This window comes from Flavobacterium sp., assembly GCF_043779715.1.
Taxonomy (GTDB): domain Bacteria; phylum Bacteroidota; class Bacteroidia; order Flavobacteriales; family Flavobacteriaceae; genus Flavobacterium.
The window spans coordinates 1-26,618 of record NZ_JAYWDT010000003.1; the positions used below are offsets into that span (position 1 = coordinate 1).

The window sequence follows — 26,618 nt, forward strand, 5'->3', positions numbered from 1 at the left end:
AAAAGTAAGAAGACTTTCTTGTACACCTATGTACAATTATAGCCATTCCTAAAGTATAACTATATACTAAATTCTAAAAGGAATGGAACTAAAAATCAACAATCAAATCAAGCATTTCACACCAGAAAACCTTACGGTTCAGGCACTACTTGATTTGGAAATTCCCACCAAACAAAACGGCATCGCTGTAGCCATAAACAACACCGTTATTCCAAAAATCAACTGGAATAATCATACTCTCAACCAAACCGACGACATCTTAATCATATCGGCAACGCAAGGCGGATAATCGTTAGGGTGATTGGGCTTCCCGATAGCTATCGGGACGTTTCAAGTCCGCAGTCAAAACCTCAAAAACATAGTGATAAAAAGAGCTTCGTTTAGTCCTTTCCTACTCCTTGCTTTCTTACGGTTTTGCCTTTACGGACTTTCCACTATTATTCCTAGCAGAGAAGAAAAAAGTAAAAAAGAAGAAAAAATATAAATTAAAAAACATGAACAACGAACAAAAAATATCCAGAACACCATTCCCAAATTCTACAAAAATATATGTCGATGGTACAATTCATCGCATAAAAGTAGCCATGAGGGAAATCTCACTAGCAGATACAAAAATGTCTAACGGAAGAATAGAAAAAAACCCACCAATCACCGTTTATGATACTTCGGGTGCATTTACCGATCCAAACCTCGAAATAGACATTAGAAAAGGATTGCCACGCCTTCGTGAAGAATGGATTTTAGACAGAAATGATGTAGAAATTCTAACCGAAATCTCTTCAAAATATGGTAAAGAACGCCTAAATAATGACAAATTAGACCATTTGCGTTTCGAGTATTTACACCAACCAATGCGTGCCAAAAAAGGCGCCAATGTATCGCAATTGTACTACGCAAAACAAGGAATCATCACTCCTGAAATGGAATATATTGCTATTCGTGAAAACCAACGCATAGAACTCATCAATGAGCAAACAAAAGCCATGCAATGCCAACATAACGGTAATAGCTTTGGAGCAAACACACCAAAAAGTAAAATCACACCCGAATTTGTGCGTAGTGAAGTAGCCAGAGGTCGTGCTATAATTCCTAACAATATTAACCATCCCGAAAGCGAACCTATGATTGTAGGGCGTAATTTTTTGGTAAAAATAAATGCCAATATAGGAAACAGTGCTGTAACTTCAACCATCGAAGAAGAAGTAGAAAAATCAGTCTGGGCTTGTCGTTGGGGAGCAGATACAATAATGGATTTATCCACAGGAAAAAATATTCACGAAACTAGAGAATGGATTATTCGTAATTCTCCAGTGCCTATTGGAACAGTACCAATATATCAAGCTTTAGAAAAAGTAAATGGCATTGCCGAGGATTTAACTTGGGAGATTTATCGCGACACTCTAATCGAACAAGCCGAACAAGGGGTTTCCTATTTCACAATTCACGCAGGAGTACTTTTACGTTACATTCATTTAACTGCCGATCGCGTTACTGGAATTGTGTCACGTGGTGGTTCGATTATGGCAAAATGGTGTTTGTACCACCACAAAGAAAATTTCCTTTACACCCATTTCGAAGACATTTGCGAAATCATGAAACAATATGATGTTGCTTTTTCACTTGGAGATGGTTTGCGTCCAGGTTCCATTGCCGATGCAAATGACGCTGCACAATTTGCCGAATTAGAAACACTAGGAGAACTTACAAAAGTAGCATGGAAACACGATGTACAAGTTTTTATAGAAGGTCCAGGACATGTTCCTATGCATATGATTAAAGAAAATATGGACAAACAATTGGAGCATTGTGATGAAGCTCCATTTTATACATTAGGACCATTAACAACAGATATTGCACCAGGTTACGACCACATCACATCAGCTATTGGAGCTGCAATGATTGGTTGGTATGGTTGCGCTATGTTGTGTTATGTAACACCAAAAGAACACCTGGGATTACCCAATAAGAAAGATGTAAAAGACGGAGTTATCACATATAAAATTGCTGCTCATGCTGCCGATTTAGCAAAAGGTCACCCAGGTTCACAATATCGTGATAATGCATTAAGCAAAGCTCGATTCGAATTCCGTTGGGAAGATCAGTTCAATTTATCATTAGATCCAGATACAGCTCGTGAATTTCATGATGAAACACTTCCTGCTGATGGGGCAAAAGTGGCGCATTTTTGTTCAATGTGTGGTCCAAAATTTTGCTCTATGAAAATATCACAAGAAATTCGTGACGTAGCTGAAGCCGAAAAAGGCATGCAAGAGAAGTCACAAGAATTTGTAGAAAATGGGAAAGAAATTTACATCTAAAATATGATAGTCATTACCAATGCTATTTCTATTAGGAATGAAATCAACACAATTCATTCGCTGTTTGCGGAAGGATTAATGTTGTTGCATATTCGTAAACCTGATTTTTCAGAAAAAGAAATGAAAGTTTTTTTATCTGAAATTAAATTGGAATATAGAAACAAATTGGTTTTACATAGTCATCATCATTTAGCGGTTGGATTCGGAATCAATAGACTACACGTTACAGGGAAAAACCGAGTGCAATTACTCACAAGACCTGACAGGTTTTTAAAACCTGTCAGGTGTAAAACGTCAATTGCATCAACTTCAATTCATTCGATTCAAGATTTCAATACCTTATCAAAAGAATTTGATTATGCTTTCCTTAGTCCAATTTATCCGAGTATTTCAAAGCCAGATTATATTTCTAATATTAATCATTTTGAAGCCATAAAAAAACGTACTAATTTTTCGACAAAGCTAGTGGCATTAGGTGGAGTTTCTTTGGAAAACATCCAACAAACATTAGAAAATGGTTTTGATGATATAGCTCTTTTAGGCAGTATTTGGAACAGTAATAGATCAATTGAAAATTTTAAAAAATGTCAGCAAATCACCCTTTCGTATTAACAATCGCAGGATTTGATCCTTTAGCAGGAGCAGGAGTTTTGGCAGATGTAAAAACATTCGAACAACATCCTGTGTATGGTTTTGCTATTAATACTGGAAACACCATTCAAACGGAAGATGCATTCTACGAAATGCAATGGACAGACTTGACTTTTATTTTGAAATCATTAGACAAATTGTTTAAAAACTATAAGATTAAAGCAGTAAAAATTGGAATTATTCCTTCATTAGATTATTTAAAAGAAATTGTTTCTACTATAAAAAAACTTTCCCCTAAAACAAAAATAGTTTGGGATCCAGTTTTAAAATCATCGACTAATTTTAATTTTTTAACCATCGAAAATCAATTTACTTTGATAGAAATATTAAAGAATATAGATCTAATTACTCCAAATTATAATGAAATTTTACAACTTACTGTCGAAAAATATAGCATCGAAAATACGGCTTCAATTCTTTCTGAATTTTGTTCAGTTTTACTAAAAGGAGGACATAATACTGATGCTATAGGCGTCGATTTTTTATATATTAAAGCTAACGTTTTTAAGCTTTTACCAAACACAATAATCGCTTTCGAGAAACACGGTTCTGGCTGTGTATTATCCGCAGCAATTACTGCCAATCTTGCTTTAGAACAAGATATTAAAATGGCATGTATTAATGCAAAAAAATATATAGAAAGCTTTTTGCAATCTAACCCTACAAAATTAGGATACCATCATGTATAATAAGTTACAATACATTTCTCAAGGAAATACACACGAAGAACAATTGCATAACATCAAAAAAGCTTTGGATAATGGTTGCTTGTGGATACAGTTGCGATTCAAAAATGGGAATTCGCTCGAGCTTTTCACTTTGGCGGAAGCCGTAAAAATGCTTTGTGAGGAATATCAGGCGACTTTTATCATTAATGACAAAGTAGATTTAGCTATTCAAATTGATGCCGATGGGGTGCATTTAGGGTTGAACGATATGCGAATCAAAGACGCACGAAGCCTATTAGGTAATCATAAAATTATTGGCGGAACTGCAAATACTTTTAATGAGGTACTTCAAAGAAAAAACGAAGATTGCAATTATGTTGGACTAGGACCTTTTCAGTTTACAAAAACAAAAGATAATTTAAGTCCAATTTTAGGAATTGAAGGCTATGGTTCTATTATAGAAAATATGATGAACGAAAATATCAAAATTCCTATTTATGCCATTGGAGGCATCACACTCGAAAATATTGAAAGCCTTATGAAAACAGGTATTCACGGCATTGCTGTTTCTGGTTTAATTACACATAGCGAAAATAAATTACAACTAATAAATCAACTAAATAAAAAATTATATGAAGGAATTAATATTTAAATTAGGAGATAAAAATTTTAATTCTCGATTGTTTTTGGGAACAGGAAAATTTGGCTCTAACCTTCAAATGGAAGAAGCGATTTTAGCATCAGGAAGCGAATTGGTTACGGTAGCACTAAAACGTATTGATTTGGAAACCGAAACCGATGTAATTTTATCACATTTAAAACATCCTAAAATTAATTTATTGCCCAACACATCGGGAGCAAGAAATGCCAAAGAAGCCATATTTGCAGCCCAATTGGCTCGTGAAGCTTTAGAAACTAATTGGTTGAAACTAGAAATTCACCCCGACCCAAAATATTTAATGCCCGATGCTATTGAAACTTTAAAAGCTACTGAAGAATTGGCAAAATTAGGATTTATCATCTTGCCATACATACACGCAGATCCAGTTTTATGTAAGCATTTAGAAGAGGCTGGAACTGCGGCTGTTATGCCATTGGGATCACCCATAGGAAGTAATAAAGGCTTAAAAACCATCGATTTTTTAGAAATTATTATCGAGCAAAGTAAAGTTCCAGTTATTATAGATGCAGGAATTGGAGCGCCATCCGACGCTGCGAAAGCTATGGAATTAGGTGCCGATGCTGTATTAGTAAACACTGCGATTGCCGTGGCTGGAAACCCAAAACTAATGGCAGAAGCGTTTAGAGAAGCTGTAATTGCAGGACGAAAAGCCTTTGAAGCAAAAATTGGTCAACAATATAAGTATGCAGTAGCATCAAGTCCGTTGACGGCATTTTTATATGAATAGTCTTTTTTAGGTAATGTAAACTATCCACAAACTTGTCATTTAGACGAAGGAGAAATCTCATAGCGTGTGTGATTTCTCCTTCGTCGAAATGACAAAAAACTTGAAATAAAAAAAATTAAATGAACACTTTTAAAAACATCTTTGAAAACTACGATTGGGAAACAATCAAGGCAAAAATTTATCAAACGACGGCTTCAGAAGTGGCACTTGCATTATCGAAAAATAAACGCAATTTAGATGATTTTTTAACCTTAATTTCACCTGCAGCTTTGCCATATTTAGAACAAATGGCTCAAATAACGCATCAATTGACCAAAAAACGTTTTGGTAAAACAATTCAAATGTATGCACCTATGTATTTGAGCAACGAATGTCAAAACATTTGCACCTATTGTGGTTTTAGTATGGATAACAAAATAAAACGAAAAACCCTTACCGATAGCGAAATCACATTGGAGGTCGAAGCTTTGAAAAAGTCAGGTTTTGATCATGTTTTACTTGTTACGGGAGAAGCCAATTATACTGTAAACATTCATTATTTTCTAAATGCTATTGCACAAATTAGGGGTGATTTTTCAAATATATCGGTCGAAGTACAACCACTTTCAACAGAAGAATATCAACAATTACATGAGGCTGGCGTTTATTCAGTTTTAGTATATCAAGAAACCTATCATCGAGAAGTATATAAAGGATACCACCCAAAAGGGAAAAAATCAAATTTTGATTTTCGTCTAGAAACACCAGATAGAGTAGGAAAATCGGGCATTCATAAAATAGGTCTAGGCGTTTTATTAGGATTAGAAGACTGGCGGACTGATAGTTTTTTTAATGCTTTGCACTTGGATTATTTACAAAAAACCTATTGGAAAAGTAAATATTCGGTTTCTTTTCCAAGATTGCGTCCAGCAGAAGGAATTATCGAGCCTAATTTTATTATGGACGATAAAGATTTAACCCAACTTATTTGTGCTTATCGATTATGGAACGAAGATTTAGAAATTTCTATTTCGACCAGAGAAAATGAAAACTTTAGAAACAATATTATTCCAATAGGAGTGACGAGTATGAGTGCTGGTTCCAAAACCAATCCGGGTGGTTATGTGGTCGATCCGCAATCATTAGAACAATTTGAAATTAGCGATGAACGCTCTGCTCAGGAAATAGCAAAGGTAATTTCAAATAACGGATACGAACCAGTTTGGACGGATAGCCCCTTAATCCCCGAAGGGAGACATAAAAAATTTTCATTTCAATCTGAAATCTAAAATCAGCAATCTAAAATCTGAAATCAAATGAGTATAATACAAGATTTTTTACGATACAATAGGCAAATAATGTTGCCCGAAATTGGAGATATTGGTCAGCAAAAATTAAAGAAATCCAAAGTTTTAGTAGTAGGAGCAGGAGGTTTAGGCTGTCCTATTTTACAATATATTGCCACGGCAGGAGTAGGAACTATTGGAATTGTAGATTTTGATGTTATTGAGTTACATAATTTGCACCGCCAAATTTTATATACCGAAAACCAAGTTGGATTATCTAAAGCGATTACAGCAAAAATAGTTTTAGAAGCTTTAAATCCATTGATTAATATAATTGCTTTTGATGAGAAATTGACTTTGGAAAATGCCGAAAAAATCATTCTAGATTTCGATATTATTGTTGATGGTTCAGACAATTTTAGCACCAGATATTTAGTAAATGACACTTGCGTGAAAGTTGGAAAGACACTAATTTACGGCAGTATTTTAAATTTTGAAGGGCAAATGGCGGTTTTTAACCATAACGGAAGCAAGAATCTTCGTGATTTATTTCCCGAACCTCCCAACCCAAAAGATGTACCTAATTGTAATTTTAATGGGGTTTTAGGCACTTTACCAGGTATTATAGGAACAATAATGGCGCACGAAACTCTAAAATTGATTACAGATTTACCAACTTTAAAAAATGAATTAATCATTTTTAATACCTTAGACTGGTCATTTAAAAAATTAAATTTTTAATTTACAAATCCAAATCGAAAGTCTTTCTAAGTAATTCCAACGCTGGATTCAAACCTTTCAATCGATCATATTTTTCCTGAACGGTAAAAGCTTTTTTAATTTCGATAGTTTCGTTTATTCTTATCTCAATCGTAATATTGTGATTGTGTAGTTTTCCTCGAATATAACCTAACAAATCGTGTTTCTCGCCATCAAAATCTATTTTAGAACTCTCATTTGGCAACTCATGAATAATAGTTGTACCTTCTAGTTTCGGGTCGTCAAGTAATAATAAAGACTCAAGGATTTTATAACCTTTATCTCCTAATCTATTGGCATATTTTATCCATTGTTCCAACATTTGAGTTTCTGTAAATGGCTCTGTTGGTAACTCGTCGTGGTGTTTTTCTATAGGTTTTAGTTGCGCTTCTAATGCTCGTTTAGCCTGAATACTTTTCATAGACAAAGCCGAAACTTTTGGTACATTCGTCATTGCATTAGACGAAGTAATCTCATCAACTTTAGGACTTGAAACTACTTCAATTGGTTTCTGAATTTCTTCAACAATAGGAATTTCCGTTGCAGGTTCATTGACAATTGCAACTTCTGAAATGTTTTCGGGTATTTGATTATTGATTTTAACCTCAGTAATTGAAAACCCTGAATTCCGATAATAAGTAGGTGGAATTATATATTGTTTAGCTTTTTTTTTTCTCCATCAAAAGTGATAGAGGCTAATTGCATCAAACAAAGTTCTACAAGTAATCGCTGGTTTTGAGAAACCTTAAATTTTAAATCACAATCATTAGCCAAATCTATTCCTTGCAAAAGAAAATCTTGCGATGCTTTTTGAGATTGAGCATAATACATTTTCTGAGCTTGTTCGCCAACTTCTAGCAAAGCAATAGTTGCAGGCGTTTTACTAACCAATAAATCTCTAAAATGAGAAGCCAATCCAGCTACAAAATGATGACCATCGAAACCTTTTGCTAAAATATCGTTGTAAGCCAATAGTAATTCTGGAATTTTATTCTCCAAAATTAAATCCGTTACATTAATATAAGTTTCGTAGTCCAGAACATTCAAATTTTCCGTAACTGCTTGACGTGTAAGGTTGTTTCCGCAAAAAGAAACGACTCTATCAAAAATTGACAAAGCATCACGCATGGCGCCATCGGCTTTTTGAGCAATAATATGCAAAGCATCATCTTCGCAAATTACACCTTGACTGGCAGCGACTTCGGCTAGATGTTCTTTAGCATCTTTGACAGTAATTCGTTTGAAATCGAATATCTGACAACGAGATAATATCGTTGGAATAATTTTATGTTTTTCGGTCGTTGCCAAAATAAAAATGGCATGCTTTGGTGGTTCTTCTAATGTTTTCAAAAAAGCATTAAATGCCGCTGATGACAACATGTGAACCTCGTCGATAATATAAACTTTATATTGTCCTGTTTGTGGCGGGATACGAACTTGGTCTATCAAATTACGAATATCATCGACCGAGTTGTTTGAAGCTGCATCTAGTTCGAAAACATTGAATGCAAAATCTTCGTTTGGGTCGTCGTAACCAGGTTGGTTTATTTTTCGAGCTAAAATTCTGGCACAAGTTGTTTTTCCTACCCCACGAGGTCCAGTAAACAATAGGGCAGAAGCCAGATGATTGGTTTCTATAGCGTTTAGTAAAGTATTGGTAATGGCTTGTTGTCCCACAACGTCTTTAAACGTTTGCGGACGATATTTACGAGCCGATACTACAAATTGTTCCATAGAAATTTATTCGAAAGCAAATATAGATGTAATAAGTCAAAAGTCAAAAGTCAAAAGTCAAAAGTTTTGAAATGTTTTGGTTAATCACTAAATCTATTTCCCATCAAAAAGAAATTCATGAATATTTATAACGTTTCCTCTTCGCATCTGAACCAAATCATGAGTTTTTTTTATAAAAATACCTAAAGAGTTTTCGTTATAAATCAATTTCATTTCTGAAGAATAATCTACAGCTAAATACATGTCACCTTCTAATTTAAAAAAAGGTACTTCTAGCTTACCTTTAACTTTTACACCTCTGTTCACAATTACTCCGTTAGTTAAATTTTCTTTAAGAATGGTTTCATTTTTTTCTTTTGAAGAAACTTTTGAATAAGCTACCATCATACGCATCCATTCATCGCTATCAATCAAATACCAATTCACTTTATTGAAATCAATACCTGCTTCATTAATCCAACCGTAACTTGTAAAAGCAAATAATATTTGTTTTTTTCCATCAAGAACCACATTATCTGTTGGAGTAAATTCTTGTATTTTGAAGGAAATAACAGAAGTGGAAGACATATCTTTTAATTTTTTACCATCGAAATCTAGTGTCTTTAATGAAAAACCTGTCAATTCCGGATGATTAGTCAAAATCCATTGTGTAGCAGTCAGTTCAGCTCTTTCTTTCATATCATCAATTGAGGCAATTGCAGCTCCAATAGCAGCAATTCCTCCTGCAGCTGCTGCTATTGCTGCTCCATTATTTTGTGCTTTGGATTGTTTAGGCATTAATAGCAATATAATTACTAAAGAAAGAGTAAGTTTTTTCATTGGTTTTTTGTTTGATTATCGTTTTATTTGGGTTGTATGTAATAGTTCTATGACCTAAAATTACTTGCTGCAATCTACGAAAATACTTATGTAGAAATAAAGTTAACGTTACTTTTTTAATCATAACTTCCTCAATTAACGAAATGCCCTAGCCCTGATAGTAGTTTTTATACCTGACAGGTTTTTGAAACCTGTCAGGTATAAAAAAAGATTGCAACGAATAGCGGGATTAGCTCCTAAAAAAAGTTACTTTTGCAGCGCAGACCGCCTTATCGTCGCCAATTTATTGGGGGAGGAAAGTCCGGACACCAGAGAGAAGCATAGCGGGTAACGCCCGTCGGGTTGAGCAATCGATCAAGGACAAGTGCAACAGAAAGTATGTACAGGTAATGCTGTAGTGAAACCAGGTAAACTCTATGCGGTGAAATTTCAAGTATATCGGTAGTTAAGGGCTTCTCGTCCGTTGCTGAAGGGTAGAAAGATGGAGCTTGTGAGTAATTGCAAGCCTAGATAAATGATAAGGTATCGTTAGTAATAATGAGAACAGAATCCGGCTTATAGGTCTGCTTTTTTTTTAGTTTTGAATCTTAAATTCTAAGCCTACATTGCGGATACTTTCGATAGTAATTCGATTGTCGTTAGAGAAATATTTTCTGATTCGGCTTATAAAAACATCCATACTTCTTCCTGAAAAGAAATCGTCATTTCCCCAAATACTTTGTAAAATACCATTTCGTTTGATGAGTTGGTTTTTATTTTTTAGAAAAAATAAAATTATAGCAACTTCCTTTTCTGTAAGTCTTTGCGTATGGTTACCTAACTTTAATTCTAATCTGTTTGGATCGAAAATATAGTTACCAATTGTAATTTCATCGACCGAAATTATAGCTTGATTTTTTTGTTCTCCTCTTTTTAAAATGTTGTTCAAACGCAACACCAATTCATCGGCTTCAAAAGGTTTTACGATATAATCATCGGCACCCAATTGCAATCCTTTTAGTTTGTCTTCTTTTAATTTTCGGGCAGTTAAGAAAACAAATGGTGTTTCTGGATTGATATCGATTATTTTTTCGGCTAGTGTAAATCCGTCCATTTTTGGCATCATGACATCAAATACACAAATATCGAAAGTTTCTTTTTGAAATAGGAGTAAGGCTTCTTCTCCGTTTTTTGCCCAAGTAATTTGATAATTGTATAGCTCGAGATATTGTTTTAGAACATCGGCAAAATCGAAATCGTCTTCGGCAAGTAGTACTTTTTTCATTTATTATTGTGTTATAATGGCACGCGAATGACACGGATAAAGCGGATTTACACGGATTTTTTAATTATTTTGTCATTCCGACGAAGGAGGAATCTCATAAAGAAAAGCAAATAATGAGATTCCTCCTTCGTCGGAATGACAACTAGCCTATAAATGGACTAAAATAAGTGCATAATTTGTATAAAAAGAGTTATAAATCTCTGTGAATCTCTGTGTTTATCTTCGTGAAATATTTTTTTATGATGGAATACTAATATTAAAAACAGCTCCTTTGCCTAAATCGCTAATCACAGCAATGGTTCCTTGGTGTGCTTTTATAATCTGATTTACATAATATAAACCCAACCCCAGACCTTTTGTATTGTGTAAATTGCCTTGTTCTACTCGATAAAATTTATCAAAAAGCAAGGAATGTTTGCTTTTTGAAATTCCAATTCCGTCGTCTTGAATACTAATATTGAATTGGTTATTTACTAATGAAGTTCGAATAATAATATGATTACAACCATATTTGACAGCATTTTCTAATACATTCTGAATCGCTGTTGTAAGATGAAATTTGTCTAGAAATAAGGAAGTTTCGATGGCGTAAAATTTTGTTGAAATTGCAATCGATGGATTAGAAATTTTGAAATCATTTATAATTGAATTTAAAAAAATTTCAGAATTTATCTTTTCCTTTTGTAATTCGATTTCGCTGTCTTCCAATGAATTATTTAAAACCTGATCGATTAATTGTTGCAAACGATTGTTTTGACGCGATATAGTTGCCACTAAATTATCGAAATGTTTTTCGTTATCACGAATGTCTTTTCTTTCTAATATTTTGGTAGAAATAGCTAATGTAGCCAATGGTGTTTTTAATTCGTGGGTAATATTATTAATAAAATCAGTTTTGATATCACTTACTTTTTTTTGTTTTATTAAAGCTTTAATGGCAATGACAAAAAGCGAAATTAGGGTTAAAATTGAGAGAATTGCAAAGCATAAAATCATTGACATTCGTCTCAGAATTATTGTTTCCCAATTGGCAACTGATACATATAAAGCGTCTTCTGTAAGTAATTTAAAATCAGAACTTAAGGTATTTCCGCTTGTGGTTCCTACGTAATTTCTGACTAGAAAAGCATCGTCTAGGGAAGCTAAATTACCATATAATTTGTTTCTAATTATTGATTTTTCTGCAAAAATGGTGTCTGCAATTTTAGTATTATTATAAAGTACAAACTTGTTAAGAACAATGGCAAAATCGATTTTTAAATCAGGTATTTCTTCTTCGAATTTAAGTTGTAGTTTATGAGTTAATTCTTTTTTAAATTGGTTTTGTAGAATGGCATTTTTAATTCTGTTTCGGGTTTTATTATCTAAAATATAATTCATCGCCAATTCGCGATACAACAAATCCTTTTTATTAAAAATTGTAGAATCGATATCACTATAATCGTTTGTGATATTAGCAATTTTGGTTTTTACTTCCGCTCTAAATTGCGCTACTTTATAATCATAAGTGGTTTTTACCAAATAAAATTGCATAATTGAAAGCGCTATAAGCACTACAACAGAAAACAAAATTAATAAGTTGATTTTCTTCTTCATCACTTCAAAAATAATAGATTTTATGGAATAAAATAGACATTAACCTAGCATTAACCTCCAATTAACTTTCAGATTCAAATTTTGAAAGCAATTTTGCATCGATAATTGAAGAATAAATGAATAAAATCCTGCTAATTATGCTCTTAATTTCAAAAAATTACGCCATTGCTCAAAAAAGTCCAGAAGATTTTGGTTACAGACAAATGTCATTCAAATTTCAAGATGATAAAGTTGATTTGATTGTTATTTCTAAAAAAGGAGAAGAGAAAATAGCCAAACCATTGTTCTTCTTTTGTCAAGGAAGTTTGCCAAGACCAGTTGTTATTTATGATGAAAAAGGATTGTATGGGACTTTACCTTTTAACGAAATGCCTTTTTTAGATGATTTTCATATTATAATTATTTCAAAGCCAAATATTCCAATTATTGCTAATGCTAACATCTTGGGCAAAAATTTCATGTATTTGAAAGATAAAGAAAATAAAATTCCACCCAAAGGTTATACCGATAGAAATTATCTAGACTATTATGTTTTTAGAAATATTTTTATTCTCAAACAGTTAGGTAAAGAACCATGGGTCGATAAGAAAAAGCTTGTAGTTGCTGGACATTCTGAAGGAAGTTCTATAGCTTCAAAAATGGCATCGATGTGTCCTAAAATAACACATCTAATTTATTCTGGAGGAAATCCTTTTGGCCGAATTGTAAATATTTTATCAGAAGAAAGTGATAAAGAAAATATAATAAATTATTGGAAAACGGTGGTCGAAAACAGTACTGTTATCAATTATAATGGAGGTGATACTTATAAAGCTACTTATAGTTTTTCGTTGCCACAAAGAGAAAATCTAGTACAACTTAAAATTCCAATTTTAGTGACTTATGGCTCAAAAGATGTTGCAGCAAACTATAATGATTTGTTTCAAATAGAAGTCATTCGAGATCGAAAACAAAATTTTAGGTTTATGAATTATCCTGATTTAGAGCATAATTTTTTTGCTGTAAACGAAAAATCAGAACCTATTTATGAGAAAGAGAATTGGGATAAAGTGGCAAAAGATTGGTTAGAATGGTTACATAATTCAATAAATTAATAATGAAAAAGGCACTAATAATACTGTTTAGTCTGATGATTTCAAATTTAGCATTGGCACAAAATGAAGTCAAACAAGATACAATTACTAAAAAGCTAGAAGAAGTAATCATAAAAGACGAAAAGAAAGTTTTTACCAATAAAAACGGCAATCGGAAAGTTGATATAGCAAATTCTATATTAAAATCAGTTCCAAACACTATCGATTTATTAGCAAAACTGCCAAATGTAATTATTGGTTCTAATAAAGAAACCATTAGTATTATTGGAAAAGGGAATCCGTTAATTTATATAGACAATCAAAAAGTAACAATAAACGATTTAAACACATTGTCTGTAGATGAAATTAAGAGCATCGAAATTATAAATAATCCATCAGCTAAATATGAAGCGGAAGGTAGAGTTGTAATTTTAATTACACGGAAATTAAGCAAAAAAGAAAGGTTTAAAATCAATTTGACAGAAACGGTTTCCATCAAAAAAGGATTCAATAATTATTTAGGAATTAATGCAAGTGTCAAAAAAAAGAAATTAGAATATAAAGTAAATTTCAATTACAATCAATTAAATATTTGGGAAAGACACAATATAAAATATGAAATTCCGGAGGCAAATATTATTTCAGATTATGATGTAGAAGCTTATACTAAAAGACCACAATTCGTTTTTGGAAGCGGATTATTTTATAAAATAAATGAAAATGATTATTTTTCTATAAGTGGAAATGCGAGAGTTCAAAAAGATATCTTTGGTATAAACACAAAAACTTTCAACAAACAAAATAATATAGAAAACAATATTTTAACACGAAGTAATAATGATGAACATCGAGTTTTTATAAATTCATTTGCAAATTATTCTAAGAAAATAAAATCAATAAATACCCAATTGTTTTCTGGTTTTCAGTTTTCTAATTTTAATAAAAAAATAACTACGTTAGTTGAAAACAGTAATAACGATTCTCCATTTGAACCAGTACAAAATAGAAATCAGCAATTCAATGTTTCAGTCATTTCAGGAAGAACAGATTTAGAAAAAACATTTAAAAATGAGATAAAATTAGAGGTTGGTGGTTTATTTCTTAATGCAAATGCCAAAACAAATTCCGATATTTCAAATTTAATTAATCTGGCTTCAACGGTATCAAAATATAATTTTAAAGAGCAAAATATTTCGGGTTATTCACAAGTTTCAGGTAAAATAAGAAAGTTGCAATATTCAGCAGGCTTTAGAATCGAAAAAACTAATATTATTGGAAAATATACAAATGAAATTTTGCCTTTAATTAAAAAAGAGTACACTAATTTTTTCCCGAAAGTACAATTTGACATTCCTGTAGATAGTTCAAAATCAATTACTCTAAATTATTCTAAAAGTATAGCTAGGCCAAATTATTCCTCCACAAATCAAGGTTCTACTTATATAAATCCCTATTTTATTTATGGAAGTAATATCAATCTTGATCCAACAATAAAAGATGAAATTGCGACTAATTTCCAATACAATGATAAATTGATTCGATTGAGTTATTACAAAAACTCGAATCCAGTTTATGGAGATTTTATTTATGATAATTCTCAAAATATTTTAACCTTTAGCCAGAAGAATTTTGAAAAAGAAACTGGTTTTGAAATAGATTTTACTATTCCTTTTACTTATAAATTTTGGACTGTAAATAATAGTTTGAGTTTTATTTTGAATAAAATTGAAGACAAATTAGCCATACAAAATGAATCTAAACCATATATGTATTACTATTCAAATCATCTATTCAAATTACCCAAAGAATACACCATTTCTACAACAGTTTGGGGATTAACAACACAATATGAAGGCGTTTTTGAAAGAAGACAACCAGAGTTTATTATAGATTTGGCTATTTCTAAAACATTTTTTAAAAAATGGGATTGCACCTTAAGTTTTAATGATGTTTTTAAAAATTTCGTTTACAAAGAAAATTTTACGGTAAATAAAGTTAGTTCGAAGTCAAACTATCTATCAGATACGCATGAAATTTCTTTGGGAATTAGATACTCTTTTGGGAAAATAAAAGATTCAGAATTTAAAGAAAAAAGTATAAATGATGAAGAGAATAGAATACGTTAATTACGCATCAATCTCATCATCTTCATCACCCGTTTCTTCCTCGTCATGTTCTAATTCGAAGAAGGTAAAAACCGAACCACCATAACCTTTATCATAAGAAAAATTCTCCATATGTTCGAGTTTGGTGTATTTTGAATGTTCGATAACCATCATACCGTCATCTTCTAACAATCCATTTTCGAAAACCAATGTAATAATTTTTTCGAAGTCTTTTTGCTCCATTCCGTAAGGCGGATCGGCAAAAATAATGTCGTAACTGGCTTTGTTTTTCTCTAAAAAAGCAAAAACATCACTTTTTATAGGCGTGATATCAAAATCGAATTCTTTGGTTGTTTTTCTAATAAAATTCACGCAACCCATATCGCCATCAACACTTGTAATTGGCTTACAACCTCGAGAGGCAAATTCGTAACTTATACTTCCTGTTCCTGCAAACAAATCGAGAACGCGAAGCTCCGTAAAATTGAAATTATTATTTAAAATATTAAACAAGGCTTCCTTACACATGTCAGTCGTGGGACGAACTGGCAAGTTTTTGGGTGGACTAATTCTTCTTCCTTTGTATTTTCCTGAAATTATTCGCACGCGTGTATCGGTATAAAATTTTGTAAATATTCTTGTTGTGAAATCTTATTTTCTATGTTGTTATGATCAAAAAACAAAGAAACATTTCTAATGTATTTGTAAGCTATTTGGTATAAATTACTTTCTTTAGTAACTCTCCCGAAAAGTTTTAGTTGTACCATTTCTGGATTCAAATTAAGCTGTTCGGCTACAAAAAGTAAGTAGTAAATAAAGTCTTCTTCGGTTTTATAATCGAATGTATTAAAAAGTAAAAGCTTCTGATTTTTAACCGCTATAATCTGAAAATTATCGGATTGAATGTGAACATACAACTGCGTTTCATCAATATTTTTAGAAAACTCTAATACTTTTTTTACTAAAATGGTAAACGAATGTTTGTAATTGAAACTCCCAAAACGATCTATCAGGAAATTATTAATATTCACATAAGGAATATAAACAGTAACCATATCGTTGTTTGTAACCAAATCGTAAGCAAAAAAATCGGACTCGAAAACCTTTGTATTGTATTGTAAATAACTGCTTATATATTGTGCATCAAACAAAACCGATGGCACAAAAGTGAGTAAATTATTGTTGTGTAAAACAGTAATTTCATCAAAATTTGTATTTAATTCTGGCGTTTCATTAAAAACTTTGATTAATGATTGTTCAATTTCTGTTGGATTAGAAATTTTATTAAACGAAAAACTATTGATGGTTTCAATTTTATCTTTCAACGTATCTTTAATACAAAAAGAGACCTCAGTTAATGAAACTTGGAGTACTAAATTTTTATATTTTTTTTCTAGAATTGTAGCGTTAGCTGAAGACATAATGGCTTTAAATCATTAAAAAGCAAATCTACAATTTTTTTTACTTTAATAAACAAACAAGTTAATTTTGATGTGTATATTTGAAATATAATATTTTATCAAAAATAAATGAGTGCTTCTTTGTTTTACAGTGTTTTACAAAAAAAATTTCCTTTTAAACCTACCGTAAAACAAGATATTTTCTTTCAGCAAATTGCAGAATTTATTACAAACAGTAATAAAGACGAAATTTTTGTACTAAAAGGGTACGCAGGAACAGGAAAAACAACGGTGATTTCGACTATTGTAAATAACCTAATCGAAATTAATAAAAAGTATGTTTTACTTGCACCAACTGGTCGTGCAGCAAAAGTAATTGCTAATTATTCGAACAAACCAGCATTTACCATTCACAAAAAAATATATTTCCCTAAAAAGACATCTGGCGGTGGCGTTTCATTTACATTGCAATCTAATAAACATAAGAATACCATCTTTTTTATAGATGAATCTTCTATGATTTCGGATGTGAATACCGAATCTAAATTGTACGAAAATGGCTCACTTTTAGATGATTTAATTTCCTATGTCTATTCGGGTGATAACTGCAAAATGATTCTGTTAGGTGATACGGCACAATTACCACCAGTTCAGTTAGATATATCGCCAGCTTTAGATACAAATACTTTGAGTTTGCATTACAATAAAGACGTGTATTCTATCGAATTTGATGAAGTTATGCGTCAAGAAGAAAACTCAGGAATTTTATACAATGCTACAGAACTTAGAGAATTATTGAAAGATGTATTTTTTGATAGTTTCAAATTTAATCTGAAAGGATTTAAAGACATTGTTCGACTAACCGATGGTTACGATATACAAGACGCCATAAATTCGGCTTATAGTAATTATAGCATCGAAGATACGGCGTTTATAGTTCGTTCTAATAAACGAGCCAATCAATATAATGAACAAATTAGGACAAAAATTCTAGATAAAGAAAGTGAACTTTCTACAGGGGATTTTCTAATGGTCGTAAAAAACAATTACTTTTGGTTAAAGGATTCTGACCAAGCAGGTTTTATTGCTAATGGCGATATTATCGAAGTGTTAGATATTCGAAATATAAAAGAATTATACGGATTCAAATTTGCCAATGTTAAGATACGAATGGTCGATTATCCAGACCAAAAACCTTACGAAACCGTATTGTTATTAGATACAATTTCGAGCGAATCGCCATCATTATCTTACGAAGAATCGAATAGATTATACCAAGAAGTGATGAAAGATTATGAAGGAGAAACAAAGTTTAAACAATTTCAGAAAGTAAAAGAAAATGAATATTTTAATGCGTTACAAGTCAAATTCTCGTATGCCATAACCTGTCACAAATCACAAGGAGGACAATGGAATACGGTATTTATCGAGCAACCATATTTACCCAACGGAATAGATAAAGATTACATTCGCTGGTTATATACTGCCATGACAAGAGCAAAAGATAAATTATATTTGATAGGTTTTAAAGATGAAAATTTTGTGGAATAAAAAATACACTAATATAAAATGAAAATAATCGCCGTAATTCCCGCACGATACGCCTCAACAAGATTTCCAGCCAAACTCATGCAAGATTTGGGAGGGAAAACTGTTATTTTACGAACGTATCATGCTGCTGTTAAAACTAACTTGTTTGATGATGTTTTTGTAGTTACCGATTCAGATTTGATATATAATGAAATTATTTCTAATAATGGGAAAGCCATTATGAGTATCAAAGAACATGAATCAGGCAGCGACCGAATTGCAGAAGCTATAGAAAATCTAGAAGTAGATATTATTGTCAATGTGCAAGGTGACGAACCTTTTATCAACAAAGAGCCACTCGAAAAAGTGATTGAAGTCTTTAGAAATGATACAGGCAAAAAAGTAGATTTAGCTTCTTTAATGAGAAATATTACTGACAAAAATGACATTGAAAATCCAAATAATGTCAAAGTAATTGTCGACCAACAAGGATTTGCGTTATATTTTTCCCGTTCTGTGATTCCATATCCAAGGGAAGAAAATGTAGGCGTAAGATATATGCAACACATTGGTATTTATGCTTTTAGAAAACAAGCTTTGTTAGACTTTTATAATTTACCAATGCTATCACTCGAAGCTTCAGAGAAACTAGAGCAACTTCGATATTTAGAATATGGAAAACGCATCAAAATGGTCGAAACTACTCATGTAGGAATCGGAATTGATACGCTTGAAGATTTAGAAAAGGCGAGGAGAATGTTATAAGTTTCGAAGCAGTAAAAATTAAGGATTGTACAATTAATTCTTAAATTCATTTCTATATTTGTATAAATTCAAAAAAAGTGAGCAACACCAATAAACTAAAGATATTTAACGATCCAATATATGGTTTCATTACGATTCCTAATCCGTTAATTTATGATTTAATTCAGCATCCGTATTTTCAGCGATTGCGAAGAATTTCTCAAATGGGTTTGTCTTCTTTAGTTTATCCAGGAGCCAATCATACGAGATTTCATCATGCTTTAGGTTGCTTGCATATTATGCAAAAAGCGATTCAAGTCCTACGATTTAAAAACACAACCATTTCTGCCGAAGAAGAAAATGCTTTATACATTGCCATTTTGCTTCACGATATTGGTCATGGTCCATTTTCTCATGCCATGGAACGCAGTATTGTAGAAGCTGTGCATCACGAAGAAATTTCGTTGTTATTTATGAATAAATTGAATGTCGAATTCGACGGACAATTAAGTTTAGCCATTCAGATTTTTAAAGAAGAATATCCTCGAAAATTTATGTTACAACTCATTTCTAGTCAGTTAGATATGGATAGAATGGATTATCTGAAACGCGATAGTTTTTATTCTGGTGTCGAAGAAGGAAAAATAAATTCAGATCGATTAATTCAGATGATGAATGTCGTTGATGATGTATTGGTAATTGAAGAAAAAGGAATTTATTCGGTCGAAAAATTCTTAATGGCAAGAAGATTAATGTATTGGCAAGTATATTTACACAAAACCAGTTTAGTTGCAGAACTTACTTTAACAAACATACTAAAAAGAGCTAAAGAATTGTACCAAAAAGGAATTGCAATTACCTGCAGCGACAATTTACTTTTCTTTATTGAAAATAAAATAAGTTTAACCGATTTCAATGATGTTATTTTAAATAAATTTGCTCAACTAGATGATACAGATATTGTTGGCGCCATAAAACATTGGCAAAACCACCAAGATTTTACATTAAGTTCATTAAGCAAAATGATAATAAACAGAGATTTGTTAAAAATTAAAATGAATGAAGACAAATTTTCTAAAGAAGAAGTTCAGGAATTAACTGAGCAATTTTCAAAAACAAATAATATTGGACTGCAAGAAGCGAAATATTTTGTTTTTAAAGGAAAAATAAGAAATCAAGCGTATAGTAAATTGGCTGAGCCCATACGAATACTCAAAAAAGATGGTTCGATAGAAGACGTAGCATTATTGTCAGATCAATTATCATTAAAAGCATTATCTAAACAAGTCACAAAATATTTTCTTTGTTTTCCAAAACAACTCAATAAAAACTAAAGTTTCTTTTTAAATTTTTATATTTTTGTGCAAATGAAATTTACGGCCGAACAAATAGCAGGAATATTAGAAGGAGAAGTTGTTGGAAATCCAAACGCTACGGTTTCTATGTTGTCTAAAATTGAAGAAGGAACTGAAGGATGCTTAACATTTTTATCAAACCCAAAATATACAAATTATATATATGACACAAAAGCGTCGATAGTAATTGTAAATAATACGTTTGTTCCTGAAAATGAAATTTCAACCACATTAATAAAAGTAGAAGATGCTTACGGTGCTTTCGCTAAAATTTTAGAGTTTTATAATCAAGCAAAAAACAATAAAGCAGGGATTGAAGTGCCTTGTGTTTTATCAGAATCAGCAAAATACGGAAGTAATTTTTATTTAGGAAGTTTCAGTTACGTTGGAGAAAATGTAATTATTGGAAATAATGTAAAAATTTATCCCAATAGTTTTATTGGCGATAATGTAAAAATTGGCGACAATACCGTTATTTTTGCAGGAGCCAAAATTCTTTCAGAGACAGAAATAGGAAGCAATTGCAACATATATCCAGGAACTACAATTGGAGCCGATGGTTTTGGTTTTGCACCAAATTCTGACGGAACTTTTAGTAAAATTCCTCAAATAGGAAATGTTATAATCGAAGATAATGTAGATATTGGCGCTTGTACCACAATAGATAGAGCAACATTAGGATCTACAATTATTAGAAAAGGAGTAAAGTTAGATAATCAAATTCAAATTGCTCACAATGTAGAAATTGGCGAAAATACTGTAATTGCTGCTCAAACAGGTATTGCTGGTTCAACAAAAATTGGCAAAAACTGTATGATTGGTGGTCAAGTAGGAATTGCGGGACATTTAATCATTGGAAATAATGTAAAAATCCAAGCGCAATCAGGAGTAGGAAGAAATATAAAAGACAGTGAAACTTTACAAGGAAGTCCATCTTTCGGGTATTCAGAGTATAGTAAATCGTATGTACATTTTAAAAATCTTCCAAAAATTGTTACCGAAATAGAAGAATTAAAAAAAATAATAAAATAATTATGGTCAAACAAAAAACCATCAATAACGAAATTTCCCTAACAGGAGTTGGACTTCATACAGGAAATGAAGTAACGATAACATTCAAACCAGCACCAATAAATAATGGGTTCTCTTTTGTTAGAGTAGATTTAGAAGGTTCGCCTATAATTGAAGCCGATGCAAATTATGTTGTAAACACACAACGTGGTACAAATTTAGAAAAGTTGGGTGTAAAAATTCAAACACCAGAACATGTTCTAGCCGCATTAGTAGGTTGCGATTTAGACAATGTTATTATCGAATTGAACGCTTCAGAACTTCCAATTATGGATGGTTCGTCAAAATATTTTGTGCAAGCTATAGAAAAAGCAGGTATTGCAGAGCAAGAAGCCGAAAGAAATGTATATGTTGTAAAAGAAGTGATTTCTTATATAGATGAAGCTACTGGAAGCGAAATAATTGTTATGCCAAGTGATGATTATCAAGTAACTGCCATGGTCGATTTTGGGACTAAAGTATTAGGTACTCAAAATGCGAGTATGAAAAATATTAGCCAGTTTAAAAACGAAATTGCCGATTGTCGCACCTTTAGTTTCTTGCATGAACTAGAAGCTTTACTAGAAAATGGACTAATAAAAGGTGGTGATTTAAACAATGCTATTGTTTATGTAGATAAAGAAATCTCTACAGAAACTATGGATAGGTTAAAAATTGCTTTTGGAAAAGATAAAATTTCAGTCACACCAAATGGAGTTTTAGATAACCTTACTTTACACTATCCTAACGAAGCAGCACGTCATAAATTACTTGATGTTATAGGAGATTTGTCCTTAATTGGAACAAGAATAAAAGGAAAAGTAATAGCAAACAAACCAGGTCATTTTGTAAATACTCAATTTGCAAAAAAAATGTCTAAACTCATTAAAGCTGAACAAAGAAATCATGTACCTGTTTACGATTTAAACAAAGAACCGCTGATGGATATTCATAAAATTATGAGTATTCTGCCACACCGTCCACCTTTTTTATTTGTAGACAGAATTATCGAAATGACAGACAGCTCAGTAGTTGGATTAAAAAATGTAACAATGAACGAAACGTTTTTTGTAGGGCATTTTCCAGGAGCACCAGTTATGCCTGGAGTTATTATTGTAGAAGCAATGGCACAAACAGGAGGGATTTTAATTTTAAGTTCAGTTCCTGATCCAGAAAATTATTTGACATTTTTTATGAAAATAGACAATGTGAAATTCAAGCAAAAAGTATTACCCGGAGATACATTGATATTCAAATGTGATCTAATAACTCCTATAAGAAGAGGTATTTGTCACATGCAAGCCCATGCTTACGCAAACGGAAAATTAGTTGCCGAAGCAGAATTGATGGCGCAAATAGCCAAAATATAATATTTTTTTGTTGATTTGGTTAATCGTTTATTCGGTTAATCGATTAAACAGTAAAACGATTAAACAAAAAATATGAATCAACCACTAGCATACGTTCATCCAGGCGCAAAAATTGCCAAAAATGTAGTTATAGAACCATTTACAACCATTCATAATAATGTAGTTATTGGCGACGGAACTTGGATAGGTTCTAACGTGACCATTATGGAAGGTGCGCGAATAGGTAAAAACTGTAATATTTTTCCTGGCGCAGTAATTTCTGCCATCCCTCAAGATTTAAAGTTTGGAGGAGAAGATTCGCTTACCGTAATTGGAGATAACGTAACAATTAGAGAATGTGTTACTGTCAATAGAGGTACAGTTGCTTCAGGACAAACCACTATTGGAGATAATTGTCTAATTATGGCAACAGCACATATTGCACACGATTGTCATATTGGAAAAAATGCTATTGTAGTAAATGGTGTAGCACTTGCAGGTCACGTTACAGTTGGGGATTTTGCAATTATTGGAGGATTAGCAGCTATTCATCAATTTATTTCTATTGGAGATCATGCAATGGTTTCTGGTGGTTCATTAGTAAGAAAAGACGTTCCACCTTATACAAAAGCAGCAAAAGAACCTTTGTCATATGTAGGAATAAATTCTGTAGGACTAAGAAGAAGAGGTTTTACAACCGAAAAAATTAGCGAAATACAAAGCATTTACAGAACCTTATATCAAAAAAATTATAATACTTCACAAGCATTAGCAATCATTGAAGCAGAAATGGAAGCAACTCCCGAAAGAGATGAAATCTTAGATTTTATTAGAAATTCTTCAAGAGGTATTATGAAAGGATATACAGGAGTATAAATTTTCTAGTATAATTGTTTAATCGTTAATTCGGTTAAACAATTAAACAAATTAACGATTAAACAAATTAACAAATAAATAAACAAAATGGCATCTACATCAGATATAAGAAACGGATTGTGTATCAAATTCAACCACGATATTTATAAAATTATCGAATTTCTTCACGTAAAACCAGGAAAAGGACCAGCGTTTGTACGTACAAAATTGCGAAGCTTATCTAACGGAAAAGTATTAGATAACACTTTTTCTGCAGGACATAAAATAGACGAAGTTCGTGTAGAAACACATACTTATCAATTCTTATATGCTGAAGGAGATCAATTTCATTTTATGAATGTTGAATCTTTTGAACAAATTACTTTAGATAAAAAAATTCTTGATAATCCAGGATTACTTAAAGAAGGAACAAACGTAATGGTACAAGTAAATACCGAAACCGATTTACCTCTTTCTGTAGATATGCCAGCATCAATAGTACTAGAAGTTACTTATGCTGAACCAGGTGTAAAAGGAAATACAGCTACAAATGCTACAAAATCTGCTACGGTAGAAACTGGTGCTTCTATAAATGTACCTTTATTTATCAACGAAGGAGATAAAATAAAAATAGACACCGCTTCAGGTTCTTATATGGAACGTGTAAAATAATTTTTGATGAAATTTATCCAAACACAAACCCTCAAAGAAATTGCAAATATTATCGGCTGCGAATATGTGGGTGATGATAATTTTGCTGTTTTGGGTATGAATGAAATTCATGTCGTCGAGGCAGGCGATATTGTGTTTGTAGATCACCCAAAATATTATGACAAAGCATTACAATCGGCAGCAACAATAGTTTTAATAAACAAAAATGTTGATTGTCCCGAAGGTAAAGCATTGTTGATTTCTGATGATCCGTTTCGAGATTTTAATAAATTAACCAATCATTTCAGACCATTTCAAGCGTCGAATGTTGCTGTTTCGGCTTCCGCCAAAATAGGAAAAGGGACTATTATTCAACCCAATACTTTCATTGGAAACAATGTCGTAATTGGCGAAAATTGTCTCATTCATTCTAATGTTTCCATTTATGACAATACCATTATAGGAAACAATGTGATCATTCACGCAGGAACAATCCTTGGAGCTGATGCATTTTATTACAAAAAACGTCCAGATGGTTTCGACCAATTAATTTCTGGAGGACGCGTGGTTATTAAAGATAATGTAGGAATTGGAGCGCTTTGTACTATCGATAAAGGTGTTACAGGTGATACAACTATTGGTGAAGGAACAAAAATTGACAATCAAGTACATGTAGGACATGATACGGTTATTGGAAAAAAATGTTTAATTGCTTCGCAAACTGGAATTGCTGGTTGTGTAATTATTGAAGATGAAGTCACACTTTGGGGACAAGTCGGTACAACTAGCGGCATAACCATTGGGACAAAAGCTGTAGTAATGGGACAAACAGGTGTAACTAAGTCTATTGAAGGTGGAAAATCATATTTTGGTACTCCAGTTCAAGAATCTCGTGAAAAACTAAAACAATTAGCCAATATAAAACGAATTCCCGAAATCATAAATAAACTCAAATAAAAATGACCCCAAAAGAAATAGTTAAAGATTTTTACAAATCTAATGTTTTCTTAGACAGTACATTACTAGATGTTTATATGCATCCTGATGTATCCTTAGATTGGAATAGTAGCAAAGGTTTTCTTCAAATGAATAAAGAAGAAATGTTAAATATAACCAACCAGATGGGTAAAGCGTATTATTCTTCAAGAATATATATTACTCATTTGCTAGAAGATAATAACAAAGTTACGGTAAGATACAGTCATTATGTAAAGACAATCGAGAACCCAAGAGAAGAAATGATTTTGGCACATTTTATGGTTATTTGGGAACTAAAAGACGATAAATTATACCGTGGATTTCAAATGAGTCAATTGAGTTAAATTATTTTAGCAAAATTATTAAAAAGTATATTTCAAAACCTTACTTTTGCAACACAATAAAAAAATAACATAAAAAATATATCATGAGTGTTTTAGTCAATAAAGATTCAAAAATAATAGTTCAAGGATTTACAGGAAGCGAAGGAACTTTCCACGCTGAACAAATGATCGAATACGGAACAAACGTTGTAGGTGGAGTAACTCCTGGAAAAGGGGGAACTGTACATTTAGACCGTCCCGTTTTTAACACTGTAAAAGATGCTGTAGAAAAGGCAGGAGCAGACACAACAATTATTTTTGTACCCCCAGCTTTTGCTGCTGATGCTATTATGGAAGCTGCTGATGCAGGAATCAAAGTAATTATTACAATTACCGAAGGTATTCCAGTTGCAGATATGATTAAAGCCAATGATTATATCAAAGGAAAAAATTGTCGTTTAATAGGACCAAACTGTCCAGGTATTATTACGCCAGGTGAAGCTAAAGTTGGTATTATGCCAGGTTTTGTTTTCAAAAAAGGAAATGTAGGAATTGTTTCTAAATCGGGAACATTAACTTACGAAGCTGCTGACCAAGTTGTAAAACAAGGTTTAGGAATTACTACAGCAATCGGAATTGGTGGAGATCCAATTATTGGAACTACAACTAAAGAAGCTGTCGAATTACTAATGAATGACCCAGAAACTCATTGTATCGTAATG

Annotated in this window: 27 protein-coding genes and 1 other RNA gene; 21 read left to right on the forward strand and 7 right to left on the reverse strand. The window is 32.1% G+C overall.

All coding sequences use genetic code 11. The annotated features are described in order from the left end of the window. The first annotated feature begins 82 nt into the window (after positions 1–82). From thiS to ACH2BG_RS00130, 8 genes are all read left to right on the forward strand, one after another. Complete coding sequence (gene thiS / locus ACH2BG_RS00095) at positions 83–289, forward strand: sulfur carrier protein ThiS (protein WP_395045708.1); 207 nt, start codon at positions 83–85, stop codon at positions 287–289. 205 nt (positions 290–494) lie between these two features. Then, a complete protein-coding gene (thiC, locus tag ACH2BG_RS00100) occupies positions 495–2,318 on the forward strand; it encodes a phosphomethylpyrimidine synthase ThiC (RefSeq protein ID WP_395045709.1) in 1,824 nt (607 codons plus the stop codon). Positions 2,319–2,321: 3 nt separating this feature from the next. Continuing rightward, positions 2,322–2,930 (forward strand): thiamine phosphate synthase, encoded by a 609-nt coding sequence (locus tag ACH2BG_RS00105; protein WP_395045710.1) that lies wholly within the window; start codon positions 2,322–2,324, stop codon positions 2,928–2,930. Continuing rightward, entirely contained in the window at positions 2,903–3,658 is a 756-nt protein-coding gene (locus ACH2BG_RS00110; RefSeq protein WP_395045711.1) for a hydroxymethylpyrimidine/phosphomethylpyrimidine kinase, read from the forward strand. The genes ACH2BG_RS00105 and ACH2BG_RS00110 overlap by 28 nt, the downstream gene beginning before the upstream one ends. Next, complete coding sequence (locus ACH2BG_RS00115; RefSeq protein WP_395045712.1) at positions 3,651–4,289, forward strand: thiamine phosphate synthase; 639 nt, start codon at positions 3,651–3,653, stop codon at positions 4,287–4,289. Before ACH2BG_RS00110 ends, ACH2BG_RS00115 begins: the two co-directional genes overlap by 8 nt. Then, complete coding sequence (locus ACH2BG_RS00120) at positions 4,270–5,046, forward strand: thiazole synthase (protein ID WP_395045713.1); 777 nt, start codon at positions 4,270–4,272, stop codon at positions 5,044–5,046. Before ACH2BG_RS00115 ends, ACH2BG_RS00120 begins: the two co-directional genes overlap by 20 nt. A 119-nt stretch (positions 5,047–5,165) precedes the next feature. After that, a complete protein-coding gene (thiH, locus tag ACH2BG_RS00125) occupies positions 5,166–6,314 on the forward strand; it encodes a 2-iminoacetate synthase ThiH (protein ID WP_395045714.1) in 1,149 nt (382 codons plus the stop codon). A 27-nt stretch (positions 6,315–6,341) separates the two neighbouring features. Beyond that, a complete protein-coding gene (locus ACH2BG_RS00130) occupies positions 6,342–7,052 on the forward strand; it encodes a HesA/MoeB/ThiF family protein (RefSeq protein ID WP_395045715.1) in 711 nt (236 codons plus the stop codon). Between the two features lies 1 nt (position 7,053). Here ACH2BG_RS00130 and ACH2BG_RS00135 read toward each other — a convergent pair whose 3' ends face one another. The 3 genes from ACH2BG_RS00135 to ACH2BG_RS00145 form a co-directional block, all read right to left on the reverse strand. Continuing rightward, positions 7,054–7,524 (reverse strand): DNA polymerase III subunit gamma/tau, encoded by a 471-nt coding sequence (locus ACH2BG_RS00135; RefSeq protein ID WP_395045716.1) that lies wholly within the window; start codon positions 7,522–7,524, stop codon positions 7,054–7,056. A 194-nt stretch (positions 7,525–7,718) separates the two neighbouring features. Beyond that, the gene (gene dnaX, locus ACH2BG_RS00140; RefSeq protein WP_395045717.1) at positions 7,719–8,804 is read right to left on the reverse strand and encodes a DNA polymerase III subunit gamma/tau; all 1,086 of its coding nucleotides are present in this window, start codon (positions 8,802–8,804) and stop codon (positions 7,719–7,721) included. A gap of 93 nt (positions 8,805–8,897) precedes the next feature. Then, a complete protein-coding gene (locus ACH2BG_RS00145) occupies positions 8,898–9,623 on the reverse strand; it encodes a hypothetical protein (protein WP_395045718.1) in 726 nt (241 codons plus the stop codon). A gap of 256 nt (positions 9,624–9,879) precedes the next feature. On the opposite strand from ACH2BG_RS00145, the gene rnpB reads away from it, so the two are divergent. Then, an RNA gene (gene rnpB / locus ACH2BG_RS00150) (RNase P RNA component class A) lies at positions 9,880–10,197 on the forward strand. On the opposite strand, the gene ACH2BG_RS00155 is transcribed toward rnpB, so the two are convergent. Continuing rightward, positions 10,198–10,887 carry a response regulator transcription factor gene (locus ACH2BG_RS00155; RefSeq protein WP_395045719.1) on the reverse strand — a complete coding sequence of 230 codons (690 nt, stop codon included), beginning with the start codon at positions 10,885–10,887 and terminating at the stop codon, positions 10,198–10,200. It lies immediately after the preceding RNA gene. A 237-nt stretch (positions 10,888–11,124) separates the two neighbouring features. Continuing rightward, entirely contained in the window at positions 11,125–12,483 is a 1,359-nt protein-coding gene (locus tag ACH2BG_RS00160; RefSeq protein ID WP_395045720.1) for a sensor histidine kinase, read from the reverse strand. A gap of 137 nt (positions 12,484–12,620) precedes the next feature. On the opposite strand from ACH2BG_RS00160, the gene ACH2BG_RS00165 reads away from it, so the two are divergent. Continuing rightward, entirely contained in the window at positions 12,621–13,577 is a 957-nt protein-coding gene (locus ACH2BG_RS00165) for a dienelactone hydrolase family protein (protein ID WP_395045721.1), read from the forward strand. A gap of 2 nt (positions 13,578–13,579) precedes the next feature. Further along, positions 13,580–15,682, forward strand: coding sequence for an outer membrane beta-barrel protein (locus ACH2BG_RS00170; protein ID WP_395045722.1), 2,103 nt, complete (start codon positions 13,580–13,582; stop codon positions 15,680–15,682). Here ACH2BG_RS00170 and rsmD read toward each other — a convergent pair whose 3' ends face one another. Together rsmD and ACH2BG_RS00180 are read right to left on the reverse strand one after the other, a co-directional pair. Beyond that, positions 15,683–16,267 (reverse strand): 16S rRNA (guanine(966)-N(2))-methyltransferase RsmD, encoded by a 585-nt coding sequence (gene rsmD / locus ACH2BG_RS00175; RefSeq protein ID WP_395045723.1) that lies wholly within the window; start codon positions 16,265–16,267, stop codon positions 15,683–15,685. Continuing rightward, entirely contained in the window at positions 16,258–17,082 is an 825-nt protein-coding gene (locus ACH2BG_RS00180) for a DUF3822 family protein (protein ID WP_395045724.1), read from the reverse strand. Before ACH2BG_RS00180 ends, rsmD begins: the two co-directional genes overlap by 10 nt. A 108-nt stretch (positions 17,083–17,190) precedes the next feature. Here ACH2BG_RS00180 and ACH2BG_RS00185 point away from each other — a divergent pair, with 108 nt between their 5' ends. From ACH2BG_RS00185 to ACH2BG_RS00230, 10 genes are all read left to right on the forward strand, one after another. After that, positions 17,191–18,612, forward strand: a complete 1,422-nt coding sequence (locus ACH2BG_RS00185) for an ATP-dependent RecD-like DNA helicase (RefSeq protein WP_395045725.1) — start codon at positions 17,191–17,193, stop codon at positions 18,610–18,612. Positions 18,613–18,630: 18 nt separating this feature from the next. After that, entirely contained in the window at positions 18,631–19,356 is a 726-nt protein-coding gene (gene kdsB / locus ACH2BG_RS00190; RefSeq protein ID WP_395045726.1) for a 3-deoxy-manno-octulosonate cytidylyltransferase, read from the forward strand. A gap of 77 nt (positions 19,357–19,433) precedes the next feature. After that, positions 19,434–20,669: an HD domain-containing protein gene (locus ACH2BG_RS00195; RefSeq protein WP_395045727.1), complete on the forward strand. Its 1,236-nt coding sequence runs from the start codon at positions 19,434–19,436 to the stop codon at positions 20,667–20,669. A 33-nt stretch (positions 20,670–20,702) separates the two neighbouring features. Continuing rightward, positions 20,703–21,722, forward strand: a complete 1,020-nt coding sequence (lpxD, locus tag ACH2BG_RS00200) for a UDP-3-O-(3-hydroxymyristoyl)glucosamine N-acyltransferase (RefSeq protein ID WP_395045728.1) — start codon at positions 20,703–20,705, stop codon at positions 21,720–21,722. Positions 21,723–21,724: 2 nt separating this feature from the next. Then, positions 21,725–23,110 carry a bifunctional UDP-3-O-[3-hydroxymyristoyl] N-acetylglucosamine deacetylase/3-hydroxyacyl-ACP dehydratase gene (locus ACH2BG_RS00205; RefSeq protein WP_395045729.1) on the forward strand — a complete coding sequence of 462 codons (1,386 nt, stop codon included), beginning with the start codon at positions 21,725–21,727 and terminating at the stop codon, positions 23,108–23,110. A 72-nt stretch (positions 23,111–23,182) separates the two neighbouring features. Then, entirely contained in the window at positions 23,183–23,965 is a 783-nt protein-coding gene (gene lpxA, locus ACH2BG_RS00210) for an acyl-ACP--UDP-N-acetylglucosamine O-acyltransferase (protein WP_395045730.1), read from the forward strand. An 87-nt stretch (positions 23,966–24,052) separates the two neighbouring features. Then, positions 24,053–24,616, forward strand: coding sequence for an elongation factor P (gene efp / locus ACH2BG_RS00215; RefSeq protein WP_091477646.1), 564 nt, complete (start codon positions 24,053–24,055; stop codon positions 24,614–24,616). A 6-nt stretch (positions 24,617–24,622) separates the two neighbouring features. Continuing rightward, positions 24,623–25,552, forward strand: a complete 930-nt coding sequence (locus ACH2BG_RS00220) for a UDP-3-O-(3-hydroxymyristoyl)glucosamine N-acyltransferase (protein WP_395045731.1) — start codon at positions 24,623–24,625, stop codon at positions 25,550–25,552. Positions 25,553–25,554: 2 nt separating this feature from the next. Then, positions 25,555–25,917, forward strand: coding sequence for a nuclear transport factor 2 family protein (locus tag ACH2BG_RS00225; RefSeq protein ID WP_395045732.1), 363 nt, complete (start codon positions 25,555–25,557; stop codon positions 25,915–25,917). Positions 25,918–26,000: 83 nt separating this feature from the next. Then, a partial coding sequence (locus ACH2BG_RS00230) for a CoA-binding protein (protein ID WP_395045733.1) occupies positions 26,001–26,618 on the forward strand: 618 nt, incomplete at its 3' end.

Bases quoted from the DNA above. Each gene is read 5' to 3' on its own strand.
- thiS (WP_395045708.1), top strand. From the start codon at position 83: ATGGAACTAAAAATCAACAATCAAATCAAGCATTTCACACCAGAAAAC.
- thiC (WP_395045709.1), top strand. From the start codon at position 495: ATGAACAACGAACAAAAAATATCCAGAACACCATTCCCAAATTCTACA.
- ACH2BG_RS00105 (WP_395045710.1), top strand. From the start codon at position 2,322: ATGATAGTCATTACCAATGCTATTTCTATTAGGAATGAAATCAACACA.
- ACH2BG_RS00110 (WP_395045711.1), top strand. From the start codon at position 2,903: ATGTCAGCAAATCACCCTTTCGTATTAACAATCGCAGGATTTGATCCT.
- ACH2BG_RS00115 (WP_395045712.1), top strand. From the start codon at position 3,651: ATGTATAATAAGTTACAATACATTTCTCAAGGAAATACACACGAAGAA.
- ACH2BG_RS00120 (WP_395045713.1), top strand. From the start codon at position 4,270: ATGAAGGAATTAATATTTAAATTAGGAGATAAAAATTTTAATTCTCGA.
- thiH (WP_395045714.1), top strand. From the start codon at position 5,166: ATGAACACTTTTAAAAACATCTTTGAAAACTACGATTGGGAAACAATC.
- ACH2BG_RS00130 (WP_395045715.1), top strand. From the start codon at position 6,342: ATGAGTATAATACAAGATTTTTTACGATACAATAGGCAAATAATGTTG.
- ACH2BG_RS00135 (WP_395045716.1), bottom strand. From the start codon at position 7,524: ATGACGAATGTACCAAAAGTTTCGGCTTTGTCTATGAAAAGTATTCAG.
- dnaX (WP_395045717.1), bottom strand. From the start codon at position 8,804: ATGGAACAATTTGTAGTATCGGCTCGTAAATATCGTCCGCAAACGTTT.
- ACH2BG_RS00145 (WP_395045718.1), bottom strand. From the start codon at position 9,623: ATGAAAAAACTTACTCTTTCTTTAGTAATTATATTGCTATTAATGCCT.
- ACH2BG_RS00155 (WP_395045719.1), bottom strand. From the start codon at position 10,887: ATGAAAAAAGTACTACTTGCCGAAGACGATTTCGATTTTGCCGATGTT.
- ACH2BG_RS00160 (WP_395045720.1), bottom strand. From the start codon at position 12,483: ATGAAGAAGAAAATCAACTTATTAATTTTGTTTTCTGTTGTAGTGCTT.
- ACH2BG_RS00165 (WP_395045721.1), top strand. From the start codon at position 12,621: ATGCTCTTAATTTCAAAAAATTACGCCATTGCTCAAAAAAGTCCAGAA.
- ACH2BG_RS00170 (WP_395045722.1), top strand. From the start codon at position 13,580: ATGAAAAAGGCACTAATAATACTGTTTAGTCTGATGATTTCAAATTTA.
- ACH2BG_RS00180 (WP_395045724.1), bottom strand. From the start codon at position 17,082: ATGTCTTCAGCTAACGCTACAATTCTAGAAAAAAAATATAAAAATTTA.
- ACH2BG_RS00185 (WP_395045725.1), top strand. From the start codon at position 17,191: ATGAGTGCTTCTTTGTTTTACAGTGTTTTACAAAAAAAATTTCCTTTT.
- kdsB (WP_395045726.1), top strand. From the start codon at position 18,631: ATGAAAATAATCGCCGTAATTCCCGCACGATACGCCTCAACAAGATTT.
- lpxD (WP_395045728.1), top strand. From the start codon at position 20,703: ATGAAATTTACGGCCGAACAAATAGCAGGAATATTAGAAGGAGAAGTT.
- ACH2BG_RS00205 (WP_395045729.1), top strand. From the start codon at position 21,725: ATGGTCAAACAAAAAACCATCAATAACGAAATTTCCCTAACAGGAGTT.
- lpxA (WP_395045730.1), top strand. From the start codon at position 23,183: ATGAATCAACCACTAGCATACGTTCATCCAGGCGCAAAAATTGCCAAA.
- efp (WP_091477646.1), top strand. From the start codon at position 24,053: ATGGCATCTACATCAGATATAAGAAACGGATTGTGTATCAAATTCAAC.
- ACH2BG_RS00220 (WP_395045731.1), top strand. From the start codon at position 24,623: ATGAAATTTATCCAAACACAAACCCTCAAAGAAATTGCAAATATTATC.
- ACH2BG_RS00225 (WP_395045732.1), top strand. From the start codon at position 25,555: ATGACCCCAAAAGAAATAGTTAAAGATTTTTACAAATCTAATGTTTTC.